The organism is Corynebacterium sp. HMSC036D03 (assembly GCF_001836185.1).
In the GTDB taxonomy this organism is placed as follows: Bacteria; Actinomycetota; Actinomycetes; order Mycobacteriales; family Mycobacteriaceae; genus Corynebacterium; species Corynebacterium simulans.
On the sequence record NZ_KV827729.1, the window covers coordinates 46,507 to 66,889 of the forward strand.

Sequence of the window (20,383 nt, forward strand, 5' to 3'; positions counted from 1 at the left end):
TAGGCAAAACCCTCTTTATAGCCCTTGGATGACCACGGGGTCTGGCGTCAGCATTAGCGCTTCAGTTCTTTACGCCGGAGGCTGCGTTGCCTGGCGTCGTTGCTGCGGTGTGGGCGAACATTACTGGCGCCGTGTTCGCGGCGCTGGTTCGCCGCAAGCCTTTGCCGGGAGAAAGCGGACCCGGAGGTGATGCCGAGACTGTCGGTGAGTCTGACTCTAGTGCACGGAGGGAGGCAGACGAGGTTTCTGTGCCTGCCGGTTAGATGGGAGATTGGCCAGCCCTGTCTGAAATGACATAATGTACATTATCGGACATTTATCGATATAGATAAACAGGATCGCCCGCCATTTTCGCGTTTGTCCGGCATGCACTTGCACCACCGTTTAAAGTAACTGTGACTTTAAACGGTGGTGTTTCCGTTACTGGCGTTTGTATGCGTTAAACAATTGGAACCCCGTCAGACATCCCAATAAGACTGCAACGCCGAGCAACAACCACATCTGTTGGATGCCGACGAATATGCCAAAGCCAATCAGCACGACGAGCCTGAACCAGATGATCGGAATCAGATGCTTGGAGTTCATCACTATCTGATTTTCTACTTCTCGAGCGTTACGCGGATATTAACTTCGCCTTCTTCGGCGATCTTTGCGGCGATTAGTTCTGGTGTCTCAATTCCATAATCCAGTCGGTTCACTGGAATGTTGCCGCCCAGGACAATCGTCTTGTCGTCACGGACAACGTCAAAGTCTTCACTAACCTTCTTCGTCTTGTCCTTAATAGTAAGCTCGCCTGTCAGCGTCACCTTGGCCACCGAGCCGTCCTCAGGAACGTTCGACAAGTCAGCGGGCTCCGTCAGCTTGAAGCTGGCCTCCGGGTACTCGCGCGTGATGAAGAGCTTGTCCTTCATATTCTGGTCGCGGACCTTCTTATCCGTGGTCAGGCTGGTCATATCGACAACGATTGTGCCTTCTTCAACCTTTTGGTCCTTGATTACTGCCTGACCTTCAACTTCCTTGGTGGAACCCGAGGTGCGGGTTTTCTCAGCAGGTAGGATTTCGTCGATGCTGAAGCCAACTGAGGTGAAATTATGCGGCGTACCAGCAATAACGTGCCAATTGCCGTCTAGTTCAGTGCTTGCTGGCTTGGTATGTGCGGCGTCGACAGGCTTGGTCTCTACACCACGACCCATGTAGATCGAGTAAAACAGCGGGCCAAGCGCCACCAAGGTTGCAATGAGGATCAGCACCACGAAAATGGAGATGACCAGCTTGCGGTTACGTAGAAGTTTCTGCATTTGTCCTTACCTCAATTCCTCGAGCCGGCGTGCCAGAGTGACAAGCTCCGTGCACAGCTGTTGAAGCTCTTTAGTGTCCGCGCCTTCCTGTGCGGCAATCCCGATGTCCTCTGCGGAGCAACGCAGCTCAAACAGGCCGTCGCGAAGCGCGTCAGCGCGTTCGGGCGTCATGATGACAGCGTCTTTCGGAATCGAGGTTCCAGAGACGTTGTTGCGCTGCTCGTATGCTCGTTGTTTGCAAGATGGGCTGCAGAATTTACGAGGGCGTCCGCGCCCTCCTTGCGGGATCTCCTTGCCGCACCATTGGCATGTGGCTTGGGCGCGGTCGCGGGTAGCTTGACGGATCACCTGATACACCTTAGTCCATTTATCCCGGGGTGGGAACAAACCCGCGGAGTACTTCGTTATACTGTTAGTTTCTTGGGTGATGTATGTCTACCCTTCCAAGCACACTTTATGAAAAGGATGATGTTGCATGGCAGATCGCGTACTCCGTGGTAGCCGCATGGGCGCCGTCAGCTACGAGACGGACCGTGACCACGATCTCGCACCACGCCAGATGGTCAAGTACCGTACCGAAGACGGTGACATCTACGAAGTTCCTTTCGCAGATGATGCGGAAATTCCTGAGGAGTGGATGTGCAAGAACGGTAAGCTTGGCACCCTGATTGAGGGCGAAGGCGTTGAGTCCAAGCCAGCTAAGCCGCCACGCACCCACTGGGATATGCTGCGTGAGCGCCGCTCCATTGAGGAGCTGGATGAGCTTCTCAGCGAGCGCATTGAGAACCTGCGCTCCCGCCGTCGTTCTGCCGCTCGCCTGCTCAAGGAACAGCAGGAGAACCAGAACCAGGGCTAGTGCGGCCTTCTGCAGCGGATGAACGCAACTAAGTAAAAATAAGAAAGCGGCCTGTCAGCTCTCCTAGATATTAAATCTAAGTGTTAAAGGAGAAACTCACAGGCCGATTTTGCGGGCTTAGCCCGACGAAGTACTTGGTGTACTACTTGGAGTTGCCGAACTGGTGCTTAAGCAGAGACTTGATCTCGTCTGCGAAGTCACCGGTCCAGGCAAAGCCTTCCTTGACCTTGGCACCCAAGCCCGGGATGTTGCTGTGGCGGTAGGTGTAGGATGCGATGTTTCCTACCTCACCGGCGAAATCCTTAACCTGCTCAGAGCGATGCGCGACGCCCCACTTGGTTACCTCCATCAGTGAATCCTTAACGAAGGAGCCGTCAAGCTTAGACTCGCCGTACTCGCGCTCGGTGAAGGTGATTGGCACCTCGCGTACATCCCAGCCGTCCTTGACGGCGCGGAAAGCAAGATCTACCTGGAAGATGTAGCCAGCCTTAGACAAGTCTTCGAAGTCGATGGACTCGAGCAGCTCGCGGCTGAATGCGCGGTAGCCTGCAGTCATATCGGACAGGCCTGCACCCAGAGCCACTGAGATGTAGATATTGCCCAGGCGAGACAGGTACTCGCGGGAAGCCGGCCAGTTGACGGTCTCGCCGCCTGGGATGTAGCGGGATCCGATTACCAGATCAGCGCCCTTGTCGATCTCAGAGAGCAGCAGGTGCAGTTGCTCCGGTGCGTGAGAGCCGTCAGCGTCCATCTCACAGAGAACCTGGTAGTCGCGCTCTAGACCCCACTTAAAGCCGGCGATATAGGCACCCAGCAGGCCACCTTTCCCCTCACGGTGTAAGACGTGCAGCTTTTCGTCTTCAGCTGCGAGCTTATCTGCTGCTTCACCGGTGCCGTCGGGAGAATTATCGTCAACGATGAGGATGTTGACCTCTGGCGTTGCCTTGCGGACGCGTCCGGTGATTAGCGGAAGGTTTTCGATCTCGTTATAAGTCGGGATGATAACCAAGGTGGAAGCGTGGGTGTTGCTCACGTTTTTAAAGCTCCTCTTTGTTTGCTGCCGCTAAGACGGCAGAGTTTCTGTGTGGCGCGCTTAAACAAGGTTTCTTCCGCAATGAGCGAAGAGCCCACAACGCGCTGACTGTACCAATGATAACCATCAGCCATTGCAGGAGCGAACCAAACCTTACAGCGATCGTCGTACCCTCGCGCAGCGGAAGCGTCTCAATCAGATACTTGGGTTCAAAAATTTCGCTCTGCTGGCTCACCGTGCCATCTGGGGCGACGATGGCGGAGACGCCGGAGGTCGCCGCCACCACAACCGCGCGGTCGGTCTCCATGGCGCGCAGGCGGCTCATGGCCAACTGCTGATAGGTCATGTCGGAGTATCCGAAGGTGGCGTTATTCGTCGGCGTCGTAAGAATCTGCGCCCCATTGCGAATCGAGCTGCGGAAGGCTTGGTCGAAAGAAACCTCGTAACAGGTAGCCACCCCAACCAACACATTGTTCATGTGGATCACGCCGGGGCCATCGCCGGCTTTGAAATCACCGGCCAAATCCACCAAGTCGGTGATCTTGCGGAAGAAAGAACGCATCGGCATGGTCTCGCCGAAAGGCTGCAGATACTTTTTGTAGTGGTGCTCTCCTACTTCCCCATCCGCCTTAAAAACCTGCATGGTATTGCGTGAACCCACTGCGTCCTCGGTCAGCGTGCCCACGAGAATGGGGGCCTTGATGGCGCGCACCGCGGCGTCGATAAGCGCGCTAGCTTGGGCGTCCTCAAATGGGTTTACGTCGGAAGAATTCTCCGGCCAAACAACCATGTCCACCGGCTTGCCTGCCGCGGCGGCCTCCTTCGTTACCCGCACGTGGTTTTCCAACACCGCACGGCGCTGCGCGGCAAAGTCCAGCCCCATGCGCGGAACGTTGCCCTGGATCGCTGCAACGTTGACCTCACCTACTGTTTTGCTTGGGCGATTAACAAGACTGCCTGCAGCGAACCCAACGATAAGCGGAAGGATGACAGCAGCGGCAGCCCCCGCACGCAACTTACCGCGAGATCGAATCATCCCTACGAGGCCGGACGCCATTAGCACCGTGGCGAAGGTGATAAGCGCAGGCCCGCCTAGCGGTGCGAGGTTCGCAAGCGGCCCGTCGATCTGCCCCCAAGCCAGACGCACCCAGGAAAAACCGCCGAAGGGAACGCTCGAACGCAGCATCTCAACGGCGACGTAGAAGAACGCAAAGAAGATAAACCCCGTTTTATGTCGCGCTAATGCGGTGCCGCCCATGCCCAGCAGCAGGCTGTATAGTGCTAACCAAAACGCCAAGGCGACGTAGGGAAAATTGCCCACCAATTCGCCGATCCATGGCAGCGTGAGCAGGTAGAGCATGAATCCATGTGCAAACGCGAAACCGGCGCCGGCGCGCAAAGTAGGGGCATTACTCCCCCACGGCGTGAGCACGCCATAGAGCAACGCAATGCCTAGGATTCCCATCGGCCACCAGCTGAGTGGCTGGACGGCTAGAAAAGTAAGACCGCCCGACAGGCAGGCTAGCGTCAGGCGGATTAAAAGGTGCTTCATTACTTCGCGGAATCCCCCGCAGAACCAGATCCACCGCCTGTGAAATCATCCGGACTGAGATTCTCGCTCCACTTGCGGATCTCTTCCTCGTCAAGGACCTCTGCCGAGCCCTCCTGGAAAGGATTCCGCGCGTTAGAGCCATTGTTTGTCTTGAAGCCATCGAATCCGCCGAAGCTGCCATAAGAATCGTGGTGCTGTGCCATGGGGCTAGCTTCGAAGATGCGGGTACCCATGTGCTCAATCTTGCGCACCATCGACGCTGCGAGGATAGTGCGCGCCAGGGAACGGGTAGGTGCGAAGATCAGCAACGCCCCCACAATGGTGGACACAAAGCCTGGCATCGATAAGAGCATGCCACCTGCCAGCGTGAGTCCCACGTTGCCTGCGGTCTTTCCCGCCTGCTTGCCGTCCATGTAATAGATGCCATCTTCGCCGCGGACCACCTGACGACGCATGATGCGGCGAACTTCCCATGCGGCAATGGTCATGCCGAAGAACATGGTGATAAAAAGCGCCAGCACCGCGCCCAAGATGCCTAGCCATTTAGCCACGGCCCAAAAGGCGACGGACTCGAGCAAAACATAGGCGATAAACAGAACAAAAGGCATGGCTTCTACCCTACCTATCTGCAAACTTCCCGGGTGCGGCCAACACCCCTTGGCAGACGCGAATATTGGCGGTGGGGCGAGCAAAGTTAAGATCGCAGCCATGACTGATTTGCCCCACACCCCGCCCCAAGAATCACCGCAGGGCGCTCCTCATGGCGCGCCGCTGCTGCTTGACGACGCCACCTTCGGCACCATCGCACGCTTTGTTCCGGTCGCAGGCTCGACCACCGCGGCCGACTGGGTAGAGATTGCAGCCCTGGCTGAAGATTTGGCCGATGGGAATGTGTACTTGGCAGAAGGCGCCGCACTGGAGCTACGCGGCGTGCATGATCAGCAAGAGCTGTTGGCGCGCGTTAGCGCCCCGGGTTTACTGGCAGGTACTCAGCCGGTGCTGGCCTCTCCTCTATCTGCCGCTGCTCGTGCCGTAGCACGCGATATCGCAGCAGTAGTAGAAAGCTTGGATGTTGCGGCAAACCTGCGCCTCGGCGTCGACGGCGGCTACGGCGACATCCTGCATGAGGGGCTGGACTTTGGTGCGATGCTGGAGGGCGATAATCGCGCGCGCCTGATTAAAGGCGGCGCACTAGATAAAGATGTTTTTAGCATCGAGGAGCTAGTGCCAGCCCTAGTCCAGGCGCTGGAAGAAAGCGATACCCTTTCAGCTACCGCGGCACATGGCTCCGGCGAGGCCCAACACGACCGTGGGGCTTTTGAAGGCGAGCGCCCGGCGCTGCCAATCGGTTGGCTGGCTGAGCATACTCGAGAAGGCATCGTGGACCTTGGCGCGGGTCTACACAAAGGAATCATTCCGGCAGAGTTTGCGGATCTGATTGGTCGTCTCGATGTCCCGATTACCGTCACCCCGTGGCAGGGACTTATCTTCCACGACATCGCGGAAGGCGATGCCGAAGTGGTCCTGCGCGTTCTTGCGCCACGCGGGTTCATCTTCGACATCAATTCGCCGCATCTCTACAGCTTTTAAGCGCGCCTATTGGCCACGCAGTGTAGCTTGGCTACAAGCTAAACTCGGCAGCGAATTCTTAACGCTGCGTCTAACGTGGCATATGCCGCCAGATAGGACGTGGTACAAGCCGCATGACCCATGCCAGAGCCTGCAGAGCGCGAGGAATCCAAAGCGTGCGGCTGCGGGGCATGCGGCCTTCATCTGCCGTGATGGAATCCACGACGGCGTCTGCCACGACGTCGGGAGTCACTGATAACGGTGCCTGCTTCATACCAGTGGTCATGGAGCCAATCACGAAGCCGGGGCGAGCAGTGATTAGCGCGAGCGGACCACCGTGCAAGCGATCTGCCAGTCCCTGGCAAAAGGCGTCTAGACCAGCCTTGGTGGAACCATAAACATAGTTTGCGCGGCGCGCGCGCCATCCGGCAATCGAAGAAAAAGCGACGATGTGTCCGGACTTCATCTCATCAGCTAAGACCGTAAGCATGGACACCTGAGCGGCATAGTCCACCAGTGCGATATCGAATGCGTGTGCTTCGTCATGCTCCGCGCGTTCTTGCTCGCCCAAGATGCCGAACGCGACTACCGCCGTTTTGAGTTCTTCGCCCTCGCCAAGGCAGCGCTGCGCCGCGTGTACGAGGTCGCGATGCTTTTCTACCTGGGTGGCGTCGAAATCTAGCGTATGTACTTCGGTGGCACCCGCGGCGCGAAGCGTGGCGACGCGCTCGTCAAGGCCTTGCAGGCCACGGGCGGCCAGCACCAGTTCATTTCCCGGCGCAAGGCGCAGCGCAATCTCGCCGGCGATGTCGCTGCGACCGCCCAAGATCAAAACCCCTGCCATCTAGCGCAGCTCCCGCGGAGCCTTGTTCAGGGACTCGTAACCATCCGCAGTGGTGTAAACGATGTCCTCCAAGCGCATGCCCCATTTGCCCGGAATGTAGATGCCCGGCTCAATGGAAAAGGCCATGCCTTCTTCCAGCACAAGCTCGTTGCCTTCCATGATGAAAGGTTCCTCGTGAGTGGAAAGTCCAATGCCATGACCGGTGCGGTGGGTGTAGTACTCGCCATAGCCCGCCTCTTCGATGATGGAGCGGGTGGCGCGGTCCACATCCTGCGCGGTGGCACCGGGCTTGGCTGCAGCGCGGCCGGCAGCCTGGGCACGCTCTAGTACTGCATAAGCTTTCTGGAAGTCTTGCGGTGCCGCGGTAACGTCGCCGCCGACGACGTACGTGCGGGTGGTGTCGGAGTGGTAACCGGAAGGCAAGGTTCCTCCGATGTCGACGACCACCGGCTCGCCTTCAGTGAGCACGCGGTCGCCGTAGTCATAATGCGGGTTCGCGCCATTCGGGCCAGAACCAACGATGATGAAGTCGATCTCGACATGCTCGCGCAGGATCAGCTCACGCAGATCAGCGGCGACGTCGGCCTCGGTGCGGCCAGGCTTAAGCAGCTCCGGCACGGCGTTATGCACGGCGTCGATAGCCGAGCCCGCCTTAGCCAGTTCCTTGATCTCGGCGTCGTCCTTGCAGGTGAAAAGCTCAGCCAATGCGTAGGTGGCCAGTACGTACTGCGGTTGCGCAGAAGAATTGGCGCGCAGCCCATCCTGCAAGCGCAGCACATGATCGGCGGTCAGGGAGGCACCTAGCGCAACAGTGGGCGCTTTGTTCCCTTCGTCCCCTGTGCCCGCAGCGCCTTCCTGCTGCTGTGCAAAGGAATCGCAGGCCAGCTCATAAGGATTTTCGCCATCTTGCCAGCCGCGCAGTTCGATGCCCAGCTCCGCGACAGGAGAAGCATTCAGCGTCTCAATATCGGTTGCAGGAGCAACGATGAAAGGCGCGGCGTCCGGGCACAAGACCAGTGCGGTCAGGCGTTCGTGGGAAGAAACCCACGAGCCGGTGAGGTAGGCAAAGTCTGCGCCGGTACCGAGAATAAGGAGGTCAATCCCCTTTTCTGCGGCGACTTCTTGCGCATGCTTAAGACGCTGCGCGTAGACCGAAACGGGAAAAGCGATTTGTGAATCAGACATGCCCTCGAGCCTACCTTTTTGGATTAAGCTCCGATTGCCACAACGCCGCGCTGGATCGCATCCATAGCCCTGCGGGCATTGCGGCGAATATCTTCCTCGTAGCCCGTCTTCGCAATCTGCTGGAGCATATCGACCACCTGGCGGCACCAGCGCACGAAATCACCTGGAGTAAGCTCCGCACCGGCCTCGTTGGCCGCTGCCATGCAGTAGCCCAGCGGTGCGCCCGCGGCCCACTGGTGGATGGCGAGCGCAAAACCGGCCTCAGGCTCGCGAGTGCGCGGCAGGTTGTGGCGCGCTTCGTCTGCAATGAGCTCAGTGTAGATGCGATAGGTTGCCTCCATCGCATCGGCCATCGCTTCCGTTGCAGCCTCCGGCTCACCGCGGATCTCCTTGCGGTTTTCGAAGACACACAGCGAAGCCACGCCCGCGAGCTCCGCGGGATCCAACTCGTTCCAAATACCGCGCTTGAGGCACTGCGCGACTAGTAGGTCGGATTCGCTGTGGATTTGTGCAAGGCGCTCGCCCTCGTCGGTGATGACGGGGGTACGTTCCGCGCCAAGGCCTTCGAACTCCACATAGTCCATCTCTGAAAGTAGGTCTACGATGCGGCTGAAGGTCTTGCCCAAGGTGTCGGTGGCGCGCTCGATACGAGCGTTGACCTTCTCGAGGTCACGCTCACGGCGGGCAAGCTTCTGAGCTAGGCCTGCGAGCTGCTCGCGGTCCGTGGCCGGCCACGCATGCGCTGGGTGTTGGCGAATAGCGTCGCGCAACTGGCCGACCTTTTTATTTGGTCGGTTGCGCGGCTCCAAGCGCATCTTCTTCGGGCGGTCATAGTGGTTGCGCTTGAAGGAATCCTGCACGAACTTGGTGTTGCGACGGGGATTCTTCTGCACTGGGCGCGGCAGCTTCATGCGCCCGACCACAATCGGCGGGTTGTTGATCCCGGAGGCGTCGATGCGGCCGGACCAGCCGGTTTCAGTAGTCACCCAAGGGCGCGGATCGGCAGCCTGATTTGCCGGGGTGACCACCACGGCCAAGATTGGGCGCTTTTTGCCTGCGATAGCAATGACTTCACCGACCTGCAGGCGGGCGAGCACCACCGCGACTTCTTGGTTGCGTTGCGCGGTGTTGTTCGCGTGCGCGGCTTTTTCTTCTTCGGTGAGCTTGCGGCGCAAACGGATATAGTCCATGAGCACCTCAGCCGGATCCTCCCCGTCACGCGCCGGCGGTGCTAGAGCATCGATGGCGTCGTCAAGCTGATTGCGCAGCTCGCGTACGCGGTGCTCTGCCTTTTCTACCTCGCGGGTCTCCTCCACCACTGAGCCGTCTGCCTGGAACTGTGCGAAGGACTTTTCCAGCAGGCGCAGCGATTCCTCGAAGCCCAGCATGCCGAGCAGGTTGATGGCCATGTTGTAGCCCGGCGTAAAGGTAGAGATGAGCGGGTAGGTACGCGTGGAGGCAAGACCTGCGACGGCGTGCGGATCCATCGCTGGTGCCCATTGCACCACCGCGTTGCCGATGGTGTCGATGCCGCGACGGCCCGCGCGGCCGGTTAGCTGCGTGTACTGGCCCGGAGTGAGATCGACGTGCGCCTCGCCGTTGAATTTGATCAGTTTTTCTAGAACCACGGTACGGGCCGGCATGTTGATGCCCAGCGCCAGGGTTTCCGTGGCGAATACCGCGCGCACGAGACCTTTAACGAAGAGCTCTTCAACGATGTGGCGGAAAGCCGGCAGCATGCCCGCGTGGTGGGCGGCAAATCCTCGCGACAGCGCTTCGCGCCAACGCTTGAAGTCAAGCACCTGGAGATCTTCTTCCGGAATGCCTTCTACGCCGGCATCGATAATCGCCTTGATCTCCTCGGACTCTTCCTGAGTGGTCAGCACCATGCGGCTGCGCAGGCATTGATAGAGTGCGCCGTCGCAGCCAGCTCGGGAAAAGATGAAGGTAATTGCCGGCAGCATGTCCATTCCCTGGAGCACCTGAAGGGTTTCCGGCCTGCCGAGCGGACGATACCGGTCTTGGGATCGGGCATTGCCAGAGCGGCCGCGCTTATCGCGGCCTCCGCCGTGTCCGCCACCCTTGTGGCGCGCGCGGCTGCGAAAACCTGCACGGTCGTTGCCAGCTGTCTTGCCATCGTCACTATCGCCGGCTTCAAGACGTCGGATGCGGCGCGCCAGTTCGGCGTTTACCTGTCCCCCAGTCTCTGGCTCGAACAGCGGATAGACCTTGCGGCCAATCATCATCCATTGGTCGAGCGGAACCGGTCGGTGCTCAGAGACGATGACGGTGGTGTCTCCGCGTACGGTAGACAGCCACTCACCGAACTCCTCCGAGTTAGAAACCGTGGCTGACAGACCGATGATGGATACGCTTTCATCAAGGTTGAGGATGACTTCTTCCCAGACCGCACCACGAGAGGCATCGGCCAGGAAGTGGATCTCGTCCATGACAACGTGGCTAAGCCGCTCCAAGGCTCCGGACTCGGCGTAGATCATGTTGCGTAGAACTTCGGTGGTCATCACCAAGATTTCCGCGCCGGAATTGATGGAGACATCGCCAGTCAGAAGCCCCACAGCATCCTCGCCGTGGGCAGCTACGAGATCGTGGTATTTCTGATTGCTTAGCGCCTTAATCGGCGTGGTGTAGAAACAGCGAGTGCCGCGCGAAAGCGCCAGGGAAACTGCAAACTCACCGACGATGGTCTTACCCGCGCCAGTAGGCGCGCAGACCAGCACGCCGTGGCCATCTTCAACCGCACGGCAACCTTCCACCTGGAAGTCATCGAGTGGGTGGCTAAGTTCTGCGCGAAAGGTATCCAGGTGCATGGAAGTCATAAGCACCAAGGCTACCTGTTGCTACAACACATCGTCGAAGAAGCTCGCGTTATTGTTCGGTGCCGACTGAGAGTTGGGAATTGCTGGCTGTGAAGCCTGCGCGGGACGGGTTTGCTGCGGTGCGGCAATCGGGGTCGGTGCCGAAACTGCGGAGGCGCCGCCAATGCCACTGGCCTGGGTATTAAGCGGTGAGGCTGTCTCGTCGTCCAAGTCCAACCACTCGGGGCGTTCGCGCTTGCGGCGCCTATCGTTGATGCGGCAGAACTGGAATGCAAGCTCTACGAGCAAGCACAGCGAGCCAGCGAGCACCAGCATCGAGAACGGATCCTGGCCAGGCGTCATAAACGCGGCAAAAATCATAATCAACACGATGATGATGCGGCGCTTGTCCTTAACGTGCTCGTAGCGCAGGATGCCCAACAGGTTCAAGGCAACAATGAGCAACGGGATTTCGAAGCTGACACCGAAGATAATGAGCAAACCGAGCAAGAAACGATAATAGTCCCCACCAGTCAACGCTGCGGTCTGGAATTCCTCACCAATGCCCATGAGGAACTCAAGGCCGACCGACAGAATGAAATAAGCAAGCACTGCACCGGCAACGAAAAGAATCACCGCAACCGCGACGAAGCTAAAAGTAAAGCGGCGCTCATTCTTATGCAGACCAGGGACAATGAAGGCCCAGATTTGGTAGAGCCACACCGGCGAAGACAGCACGGCACCCGCTAGGGCGCCCACCTTAACTCGCAGCATCAGCATCTCGAACGGGGTGGTTGCCAAAAGGCGGCACTCCCCGTCCGCGGTAAAGGACACGCGCTTTTCTTCCGGAAGCGAACAATAAGGTCCGCGCAGAATCTCACCGAGCGGTGGCATGTTAAACGGTGCCTGTTGATACCAAATGAAACCGATGATGGTTCCAACCACCAGCGCAAGCAAGGAGATGACGATGCGGCGGCGCAACTCTTGCAGGTGCTGGACGAGCGTCATCTCCCCCAACGGGTTCTTTTTTGCCTTGCGTTGCGCGCGCAAACGCGCAAGCGCGCTCGCGGGCTTCGCGGCATTCGCAGGAGAATTCTTCGGCATTGTTTAAAAGGATGCTTTCACATTAAAAGGCGAACACCGAACCTCAGCTGAGGCTGGAGTTCGCCGTGGTTGCTAGGCCTAGTGATTAGTTAGCGTTGCCGCCGTTTGGCTGGGTCTGGCCTGGCTGCGAAGAGGTGCCGTTCCAGAACTCGTCGTCGGACTGCTTAGCGGCAGAGATCTGGTTTGGTTCCTGCTTTGGCTGGTTTTCCTGGTGCATCTCGTTTACCTCAGACTTGAAGATGCGCATGGAGCGGCCCATCGAACGAGCCAGCTCCGGCAGCTTAGTAGCGCCGAACAGGAGTAAAACGACAAGCAGAATAGCTAGAATTTCCCAAGGTCCCAGGCTCATGGGTTCCTCTTTCTCTTCAGATTATTGGTGTGGGGCGGCAGTTTTAAAAAGCAACCGCCTTCTGAACTTACGAACGGCTATTTAGTATAACCGTCCAGTGCCGCTAGACGGCGATCTGTAATCGCCTTCACGAGGGAATCCGGGCTGGTGACCCGCACTCTATCAGCTTGGCTTAACGCGAAACGAATAAACCACTCCTCCGAACCGATCGGCATCGTTGCAGCTACGTAGCCATTTTTTAACGTCTCGCCCAAGTCGATGTCGTGCTGTTCTGCTAACCATGTGAATTCTGGGTGAATCTCTAATGTCGCCTTCTTGGCGTGTCGCATGGCAAAGGGCTGCTCGGGATCGAAGTCAAGCTCCCGCAGGTGGGGGTAGGCCTTTTCAGCAAGCGTCTCGACCTCCTGAATGCGGTCCAAGCGAAAGGTGCGATGCGCTTTTAGCGATTCCTCCCACGCAACGAGGTATGGCTCGGATTCATAGATAAAGATGCGCGCAGGATCCACGGTGCGTTCTTTTTCCTGGTTGCTGGAGGCGGACCAGTATTTGAAGCGCACGCGGTGCCGCTTATCGACGGCGCTTGCTAGCGTGGCCTGGACTTGAGACTCATGTGGATCGGTATCCGCGAGAGAGTCATAGATAGCTGCTGTCTTTTCATCCATGATCTCCCGCAGCTTTGCGGCTGCTGACTTAACGGCCTCGGTATCGATGAGCCCAGGCATGGCCTCGAGGCTTTCGAGGGTGAGCAAAAGCGCACCGGCTTCCGTCGGAGTAAGCCGCAGCGCCTGCGTTAAGCCTTGGTCATTGTAGATTTGGATGCCGTCGCGATAATCGAAGGACAGGTCGATCAGGTCTTCAGTGTGACGGCCCACGCCTGAGCAAAAAAGGCGATCGACCGCGTCTTTAAGCTCCGCCGGCGTCATACCAAGGTCGGTGGCGGCTTCCATCGGGGTTTGGCCCGGGTGATTGCGAAAGTACGGGATCAGGTTTAAAGAGCGTACTAGCGCTTGCAACTTTTGCGAACCATCAGCCATGGCTACTCCCCTCCTTCCAGTGCGGCCTCATCTGTGACGCCGAGTGGCGCACTCAGCAGCTTAATTATTGCCTCGCGTACGTCTGCAGGTTCCTTAACCTCCACCTCGGGCGCATAACTTGCTGCTATTCGCACGAGCCAATCCTTATCCACGCCGCGCATCTCCACGATTCCATCATCGCGTCGTACCCCTGCTGCTTCTAGCTCCCGGGCACCGCCTTCAGGGATCGCCACCAGCGCATCGACGCGCTGACCGCGCTTAAGCGTGTCTATCACCAGCTCTTGCAGTGGCTTGGGGGCAACAAGGTGGGTTGCCTCCTGCCGGGAACGTTTCACATTATCGATGCGAGTGGCGCGAAATACGCGAGGGGCTTGTCTGTCGACGTCCCAGCCCACGAGGTAAACGCGGCTGTCATGGTTGACCAATCCCCACGGATCCATAGTGCGCCGGACTGCCGGCGCGGAAGGCCGCGCGTAGTAGTCGAAGCTGATACGCAGCCCCTTACGCACGGCCGTCAGCACTGCGGTGGTTAACTCAGGGCTAATGCGGGTGATGTCGTTTACCGCAACGTAGACCGGCGCGCCGCTGAGATCCCTTGAGGCGCCCGAGGCGGCAATCTTGGTCCAAGCAGACAGCGTGAAATCGCTGAGTCCGCCCGGCTTGCCGATGCCGCCGGCTACGCCCAACACCATCGCTTCCTCTGGGGTGAAGTGGACCGGAGGAAGTTGGTACTCCTCCTGGTTAAGACGATAGGTCGAGCCAAATTCACCACTGGTATGGACCACTGGCACGCCTGCGCGCTGGAGCGTGACGACGTCGCGCGCAAGCTGTTTTAGAAAGGCCTCGTCTCCGCGATCTTGGTAGCCTTCCACGTTCTTGCGGATCCAGGCCGCGCTGCGATCGGGACTGCCGCCGCCGTGGGCTGCGCCCTGCAGCGCAAAAGAAAGATTGGTCAACCTTTCAACGGCGGGGTCGCGTTTGCCTGGTTGAGGCTTCGCCATAGGCCCGTGTGCTCCTTAAAGGCAATAGGTGAATTTATGCGTTGTGCTCCATGTAGTCTAACAACGCTTGCAGCCTGGCATCCTCGAAGACAAACGGGTCTGAGAACTCCTCGGTGTGCGGTTCAGGTCGGTTTACCTTCAGACGCGTCCAGTCCACGGTGACGTTGGCACCCAAGCGGCGCGCCGTCTGCAGGAATTCTCCGCGCAGGCGCGCACGCGTAGTCTGCGGCGGAGTATCGACGCAGGCCGCGATTGCCGCGTCGGTGGTCCAACGCTCAACCATCTTGCGCGCTTCCAGCACGTTAAACAGGCCGCGGCCAGGGCGAGTATCGTGATAGGTCAAGTCAATCTGCGCCAGCTTGGGGTGGGCCCAATCGCCACCAAGGCGCTCACGATAGCGATCCAGAAGGCTGCGCTTGATTACCCAATCGATCTCGCGGTCGACGCCGCTGAAATCTTGGGTGTCAATGGCATGCAGCGTGCGCTGCCAGAGGTCTACTACCTTGCGCATCTCGGCATTCGGAGTGCCCTCATCCGGGCGTTCCTCCAGCCAACGTTGGGCGGCTTCGCAAAGGGCGTACTGCACTTCCAATGCCGTGATGGTCGAGCCGTCCTTCAACCCTAATTCGGTACGGCCAGTGGTATCGCGGGCGATGTCACGGATGCGATGAATCGGATCAACGACATCGAAACGCGGTACGTCGATGCCTGCCTCTAGCATTTCCAGCATCAACAACGTTGAACCGATCTTCAACGCCAGCGTGGTCTCCGACATGTTGGAATCGCCGACGATGACGTGCATGCGGCGGAAGCGTTTAGAGTCACCATGCGGCTCGTCACGGGTGTTGATGATAGGCCGCGAACGAGTCGTGGCCGAGGACACGCCCTCCCAGACCTGATCCGCGCGTTGGGAAAGCAAAAAGCGAGCAGGCTCGTCTGCCTTAGCCGGTTGAATCTTGCCGGCGCCGCAGATGAGTTGGCGGGTGATCATGAAAGGCAGCAAGGCCAGGCCTAAGTCTTTGAGCACCGCGTGACGGCTAATGAGGTAGTTCTCGTGGCAGCCATAAGAGTTGCCTGCTGAGTCGACGTTATTTTTAAACAAGTAGACGGAAGCTGGGCGATTTTCGGCAGCCATCGTCTCTTCAGCTTTGCGGGCTAGCTCGTCTACGATGCGGTCACCCGCGCGCTCATAGTTGATGAGCTGGGTGAGGCTATCGCACTCGGCGGTGGCGATCTCCGGATGCGAGCCCACATCAAGGTAGAGCCTTGAGGCATTTGGGCTAAAGATATTCGAGGAAGAATATTGCTCCACGACGGGCCGGAACAGGATGCGCGCCACCTCATCCGGAGTCAGCGCGCGCTGATCGCCATCAGCCCGTGAGGTCACGCCATATTCGGTCTCGATGCCCATGATGCGGCGGGCATAAACGTGATCCGTGTGCGCCTCGCTCACGTTTATTCGCCGCCCTTTTGCACATATGCGCGTACGAATTCTTCAGCGTTGTTTTCAAGCAAGCCGTCGATCTCATCAAGCAGATCATCCGTGCCCGCGCTATTGATGCTCACCTGGCCCGCGGAGAACTCCGCGGCCTCGTCACCGTTGCTACCGCCGTTGCCGGCGTTTACCTGGGATTGGTTTCCGCTCATTGTCTCTAAACCTTCTTTCTTTCCTACTATCTTTCTATCTTTTCGGTGAATTGCTTCCTATGGATACTTCGCGCTAACTGCGCCGAATTGCTACCCCGGCCTTATCGAGCTCAACGAGTAGTGTTTCGACGTCGTCAGCCCGCTCGATGAGCTCCGCAGCATCAGCTGCGCCTAGCTCTAGCGTGTCATCGAGAGTGACGGTCGCGATACCGGAACCACTGCGCAGGGAGACAGACTGCCAGCTGGCGGCAACGACTGCCTCACCGTACTTTTCTATGACTCGACCGCGGAAGAACGCACGCGTATCCCGCGGCGGGTTTTGGGCTGCCCTGTCAATCTCCTCCTCACTGACGAGCACGCGCATGCGCCCCTTTCGCACCAGCGCATGGTAAAGCGATTTGGCGGGATCGACGTCAGTGTATTGGAGATCGATAAGAGCCAGCTTGGGATCATCGATGGCTACGCCGCGATCCATGTATCCCTTGAGCAACTGGTATTTGGCTACCCAGTCCACCAGATGTGCTGCGGAAAGCGGCTCTGCCGCGAGCAGGCCGGCGACCTCGTCCCACGCCGCCAGGACCTTCTCATCCACGTCGTTCGTCGGAGTGACCCGCTTGCGATATTCAGCTAGCAAATCAAGTGCTGTGAGCTCGCGTCCGTCCTTGAGCTTCAGCTTGTGCTGTAGCTTGAGGTCTCGGCTAACCAAGGAAACCTCGGCCACCGCATCGCGGAGCTGTAGGTCGCTGAAATCGACGCCCGCTTCAATGGCATCAAGCACCAAGGAGGTCATGCCAAGCTTCAACAAGTTTGCTGTCTGCGACATGTTGGCATCGCCAATGATGACGTGTAGGCGCCCAAAGTCCTCGGCTACCGCGTGCGGCTCGTCGCGAGTGTTGATGATGCCGCGGTTGAGCGTTGTCTCCAGCGAGATCTCCTGCTCGATGTAGTCGGCGCGCTGGGAGATCTGAAATCCTGGCTCTTCACCTTCTTGTCCAAGGCCAACGCGGCCAGCGCCAACCACTACCTGGCGTGCCACGAAGAACGGGATGAGGCCCGCGGCAATCGCGGAAAACTCGGTAGAGCGCCGGTACTGGTAATTTTCGTGCGAACCGTAGGATGCGCCTTTGCCATCCACATTGTTCTTGTAGAACTTCAGTGGCGGGCACGGATCATGATTCGCCAGCACAGATGTGCCCTGCGCGGATAGGCGCGCTACCGCTTCGGCGGCTTGTCGCAAAACTACGTCACCGGCGGCGTCGTAAAGCATGGCGTCCCAAGCATTCGTGCATTCCGGGGAGGAATACTCCGGGTGCGCGTGATCGACGTAGAAGCGCGCACCGTTTGCGGTCACCACATTGGCCACGCCGATTGCATTTGGATCAACCACAGGAACGGTTTGATAGCGCTTCAAATCAAAACCGCGGGAGTCACGCAGCGGATGTTCCTCGCGGAAGTCCCAGCGCGAACGCGCCAAAGTATGAAGCGCCGCATAAGCCACCACGGCATGGGTCGAGGTGACAATGGGCGAAAACTCCGGACTCGTGGGAGTGGAAATCCCGTACTCAGTTTCTGTTCCTAGGACGCGTGCCATGAGGTACTCCTAAAGCCCATTAGCTCGACTCGGGTTACTTCTGCGCCAGCTTGGGTGCCGGCAACAATCTTGGTCCACTCCTCAGGGCTAGCCGAGGTTGGTACGTATTCTGACTCCGCCTGCTCCGCGGCAATGGCCTGGCGTAAGTGTTCCGAAGTAATACCGTGCGTGCTTATCTCGCTATCAGCAAGCGCGTCCTTGATCGCAAGCTTCTTTGCACGCGCTACGATGTTGGCAATCATCGCGCCGGAGACAAAGTCGCGGTAGAACAACGTCCGTGGCTCATCATTGCGGTAATGCAGACGTACGAAGGGTCGCTCCGAATAGAGCTCTTCGACTGCAGAATCAATCAGCCCCTCGAGGTCCGCCTGGTGCGGCACCTTCTGACCCAGATGCCGGCTAAAGATCTCGCGGGCGCCTTGCTTGCTGGGGCGATTGACGCGAATCTTGATGTCGAGTCGGCCCGGGCGCATGATGGCGGGATCGATGAGCTCCTCACGGTTGGTGGCGCCGATGACGATGACGTTGCCCAGCTTTTCGACGCCATCGAGCTCCGTCAGCAGCTGCGGAACCACCGTTGTCTCCATGTCTGAGGAAACTCCGGAACCACGGGTACGGAAGATGGATTCCATCTCGTCAAAGAAAACGATGACCGGGCGGCGCGAATCCTGGGCTGCGAGTTCGCGAGCGCGTTCAAAGATAAGGCGAATGCGGCGCTCGGTCTCACCCACGTACTTGTTTAAGAGTTCAGGGCCCTTGACGTTCAAAAAGAAGCTCGGGCCGCCACTACCCATCTTCGTAGCGAGCGAATTGGCCACGGCCTTAGCAATCAAGGTCTTGCCACAGCCCGGCGGGCCATAAAGCAGCACACCCTTCGGCGGCTCCAAGTCATATTGCCGATAAAGATCCGGATGCAGGAAAGGCAGCTCGACCGAATCGCGGATTTGGGAGATCTGAGCATCCAGACCGCCGATGTCGTCGTAGCTAAGCTCTGGGACCTCCTCCAACGAAAGCTGTGCCACCTCGGACTTTTCAATCTTTTCGAGCGCGACACCTGCCTTGCCATCGACAAGGACTGTGTCGCCAGCGCGAATGCCCTCGCGAAGACGGGCGGCCAAAAGCACCACCTGCTCCTCGCCGGAGGAGTTCGCCACGATGACGCGGGTGGTGCCTAAAGTCTCTTGCACGGTGGCAAGGCTTCCCGTTTGCGGGTGACCACAAGCTTCTACAACGACGAAGCCCTCGCCTAAACGCACGAGTTGGCCGGCTTCAAGGCTGCCTGGCTCTAGGTTGGGCGAGACCTTAACCCGCATGGGGCGGCCGTTGGTATAGACCTCGGCGTCGCGCCGGGAATCATGCGGCTTTCCTGAGTATCCGAGGAATACACCATAGGTTGAGGCAGGCTCTGATAGTTCGTTGACCTCGGCCAACATCTGCTGCAGCTTGTTGCGGGAATCCTGCAGCAGCGAAGCGAGCTTGGTGTTGCGCTCGGCTAGCTGATCAATCTGCCTTTTGAGGGCGGCTGTGTGACTTGCGTCGGTCATAGCTACACACTAGCGCGTGAACCATGCCGACAAGTCAGGTTGGCCTAAAATCTCCCCGCGGATTCTTTGGCTCCGCTTCGTTTCTTTTGCACCTACTTGCGGGCGCGGCGCTGCGGGCGGGGTGGAGTCACGCCGTCGGCAAGGCGGCGCGTCCAGATGAGGAACGCAGTGTGCGCGTTCATGCGGTGCTCTGGACGGGTGGCAAGGCCTTCCACCTTCCATTCACGCACGAGGGACTCCCAGGCCTTCGGCTCGGTAAAGCACTTCAGCTCGCGGATCCCCTCCATGACCTTCATCAGCTGCGGCACGGTAGCCACGTAGGTCATGAAAACGCCGCCAGGGATCAGGATGTCGCGAACCTTCTCCAAATGCTCCCACGGCTCAAGCATGTCGAGGATGACGCGGTCGACCGGACCGCCGAGTTCTTCCACGGTGACGTCCGCCAAATCACCCAAGCGCGGGGTCCACCACTCAGGCTGCTCGCCGAAGTATTCCTTGACGTTGTCCACGGCGTACTCCAGGTGATCATCGCGCACCTCGTAAGAGAAGACGTGTCCCTGCGGGCCAACGGCGCGCAGCAGCGTCATGGACAACGCACCGGAGCCGGCGCCAGCCTCCAGGACGCGTGCGCCCATGAAAATATCGCCTTCGACCAGGATCTGCGCGGAGTCCTTCGGGTAGATGACCGCCGCGCCACGCGGCATGGAAAGCACGTGGTCCACCATCAAGTGGCGGAAGAGCAGGAAGTCGCTGCCCAGTGTGGAGCGCACCACGGAGCCCTCATCCAGACCGACGATTTCGTCGTGGCGGATGATGCCCTTGTGCGAGTGAAACTCGCCGCCTTCCTCAAGTATCACCGTGTAGTGGCGGCGCTTAGCATCGGTCAGTTGGACGCGATCGCCATAGTGAAAAGGTCCGGAATAAGGCATGGTGTGTGCTTCCTATGCTTTCTCGTGGATT

Annotated in this window: 20 protein-coding genes and 1 pseudogene; 3 read left to right on the forward strand and 18 right to left on the reverse strand. The window is 58.6% G+C overall.

All coding sequences use genetic code 11. The features are described from left to right. Positions 1-38: 38 nt before the first annotated feature. A pseudogene (locus HMPREF2692_RS13295) lies at positions 39-263 on the forward strand (hypothetical protein); the annotation flags it as partial. 157 nt (positions 264-420) lie between these two features. On the opposite strand, the gene HMPREF2692_RS13100 reads toward HMPREF2692_RS13295, so the two are convergent. From HMPREF2692_RS13100 to HMPREF2692_RS12570, 3 genes are read right to left on the reverse strand one after another with little or no spacing between them, the layout of a single operon-like run. After that, complete coding sequence (locus tag HMPREF2692_RS13100; RefSeq protein ID WP_168162310.1) at positions 421-588, reverse strand: hypothetical protein; 168 nt, start codon at positions 586-588, stop codon at positions 421-423. Between the two features lie 11 nt (positions 589-599). Continuing rightward, complete coding sequence (locus tag HMPREF2692_RS03440) at positions 600-1,298, reverse strand: YceI family protein (protein WP_070432935.1); 699 nt, start codon at positions 1,296-1,298, stop codon at positions 600-602. A gap of 6 nt (positions 1,299-1,304) precedes the next feature. Beyond that, the gene (locus HMPREF2692_RS12570; RefSeq protein ID WP_235591038.1) at positions 1,305-1,646 is read right to left on the reverse strand and encodes a hypothetical protein; all 342 of its coding nucleotides are present in this window, start codon (positions 1,644-1,646) and stop codon (positions 1,305-1,307) included. A gap of 127 nt (positions 1,647-1,773) precedes the next feature. Between HMPREF2692_RS12570 and HMPREF2692_RS03445 the strand changes: the two genes are divergently transcribed. Continuing rightward, a complete protein-coding gene (locus HMPREF2692_RS03445) occupies positions 1,774-2,154 on the forward strand; it encodes an RNA polymerase-binding protein RbpA (RefSeq protein ID WP_070432934.1) in 381 nt (126 codons plus the stop codon). Positions 2,155-2,296: 142 nt separating this feature from the next. Here HMPREF2692_RS03445 and HMPREF2692_RS03450 read toward each other — a convergent pair whose 3' ends face one another. From HMPREF2692_RS03450 to HMPREF2692_RS03460, 3 genes are read right to left on the reverse strand one after another with little or no spacing between them, the layout of a single operon-like run. Beyond that, the gene (locus HMPREF2692_RS03450; protein WP_070822750.1) at positions 2,297-3,187 is read right to left on the reverse strand and encodes a polyprenol monophosphomannose synthase; all 891 of its coding nucleotides are present in this window, start codon (positions 3,185-3,187) and stop codon (positions 2,297-2,299) included. A 4-nt stretch (positions 3,188-3,191) separates the two neighbouring features. Next, entirely contained in the window at positions 3,192-4,739 is a 1,548-nt protein-coding gene (gene lnt / locus HMPREF2692_RS03455) for an apolipoprotein N-acyltransferase (protein ID WP_070822752.1), read from the reverse strand. Beyond that, positions 4,739-5,347 carry an FxsA family protein gene (locus tag HMPREF2692_RS03460; protein ID WP_061922513.1) on the reverse strand — a complete coding sequence of 203 codons (609 nt, stop codon included), beginning with the start codon at positions 5,345-5,347 and terminating at the stop codon, positions 4,739-4,741. Before HMPREF2692_RS03460 ends, lnt begins: the two co-directional genes overlap by 1 nt. 100 nt (positions 5,348-5,447) lie before the next feature. On the opposite strand from HMPREF2692_RS03460, the gene HMPREF2692_RS03465 reads away from it, so the two are divergent. Further along, positions 5,448-6,329: a hypothetical protein gene (locus HMPREF2692_RS03465; RefSeq protein WP_061922509.1), complete on the forward strand. Its 882-nt coding sequence runs from the start codon at positions 5,448-5,450 to the stop codon at positions 6,327-6,329. Positions 6,330-6,399: 70 nt separating this feature from the next. On the opposite strand, the gene HMPREF2692_RS03470 is transcribed toward HMPREF2692_RS03465, so the two are convergent. The 12 genes from HMPREF2692_RS03470 to HMPREF2692_RS03525 all read right to left on the reverse strand — a co-directional run bounded on the left by HMPREF2692_RS03470 (position 6,400) and on the right by HMPREF2692_RS03525 (position 20,352). Next, positions 6,400-7,152, reverse strand: coding sequence for an SDR family oxidoreductase (locus tag HMPREF2692_RS03470; protein ID WP_061922505.1), 753 nt, complete (start codon positions 7,150-7,152; stop codon positions 6,400-6,402). Beyond that, entirely contained in the window at positions 7,153-8,337 is a 1,185-nt protein-coding gene (locus HMPREF2692_RS03475) for a M24 family metallopeptidase (RefSeq protein WP_070518058.1), read from the reverse strand. Positions 8,338-8,360: 23 nt separating this feature from the next. Continuing rightward, a complete protein-coding gene (locus HMPREF2692_RS03480) occupies positions 8,361-11,174 on the reverse strand; it encodes a DEAD/DEAH box helicase (protein ID WP_070518059.1) in 2,814 nt (937 codons plus the stop codon). A 21-nt stretch (positions 11,175-11,195) separates the two neighbouring features. Then, positions 11,196-12,257, reverse strand: coding sequence for a twin-arginine translocase subunit TatC (tatC, locus tag HMPREF2692_RS03485; protein ID WP_371326277.1), 1,062 nt, complete (start codon positions 12,255-12,257; stop codon positions 11,196-11,198). A gap of 85 nt (positions 12,258-12,342) precedes the next feature. Beyond that, positions 12,343-12,606, reverse strand: coding sequence for a Sec-independent protein translocase subunit TatA (gene tatA, locus HMPREF2692_RS03490; RefSeq protein WP_061922495.1), 264 nt, complete (start codon positions 12,604-12,606; stop codon positions 12,343-12,345). 77 nt (positions 12,607-12,683) lie between these two features. After that, positions 12,684-13,640, reverse strand: coding sequence for a helix-turn-helix transcriptional regulator (locus HMPREF2692_RS03495; protein ID WP_061922492.1), 957 nt, complete (start codon positions 13,638-13,640; stop codon positions 12,684-12,686). A gap of 2 nt (positions 13,641-13,642) precedes the next feature. Continuing rightward, the gene (locus tag HMPREF2692_RS03500) at positions 13,643-14,641 is read right to left on the reverse strand and encodes a helix-turn-helix transcriptional regulator (RefSeq protein ID WP_061922488.1); all 999 of its coding nucleotides are present in this window, start codon (positions 14,639-14,641) and stop codon (positions 13,643-13,645) included. 34 nt (positions 14,642-14,675) lie between these two features. Then, the gene (gene pafA, locus HMPREF2692_RS03505) at positions 14,676-16,052 is read right to left on the reverse strand and encodes a Pup--protein ligase (protein WP_201040703.1); all 1,377 of its coding nucleotides are present in this window, start codon (positions 16,050-16,052) and stop codon (positions 14,676-14,678) included. 44 nt (positions 16,053-16,096) lie between these two features. Next, the gene (locus HMPREF2692_RS03510) at positions 16,097-16,288 is read right to left on the reverse strand and encodes a ubiquitin-like protein Pup (protein WP_061922482.1); all 192 of its coding nucleotides are present in this window, start codon (positions 16,286-16,288) and stop codon (positions 16,097-16,099) included. Between the two features lie 73 nt (positions 16,289-16,361). Next, entirely contained in the window at positions 16,362-17,879 is a 1,518-nt protein-coding gene (gene dop / locus HMPREF2692_RS03515; protein ID WP_061922479.1) for a depupylase/deamidase Dop, read from the reverse strand. Further along, positions 17,864-19,423 carry a proteasome ATPase gene (gene arc / locus HMPREF2692_RS03520; protein ID WP_061922476.1) on the reverse strand — a complete coding sequence of 520 codons (1,560 nt, stop codon included), beginning with the start codon at positions 19,421-19,423 and terminating at the stop codon, positions 17,864-17,866. The genes dop and arc overlap by 16 nt, the downstream gene beginning before the upstream one ends. Before the next feature lie 92 nt (positions 19,424-19,515). Beyond that, a complete protein-coding gene (locus HMPREF2692_RS03525; RefSeq protein WP_061922473.1) occupies positions 19,516-20,352 on the reverse strand; it encodes a tRNA (adenine-N1)-methyltransferase in 837 nt (278 codons plus the stop codon). Positions 20,353-20,383: the final 31 nt, after the last annotated feature.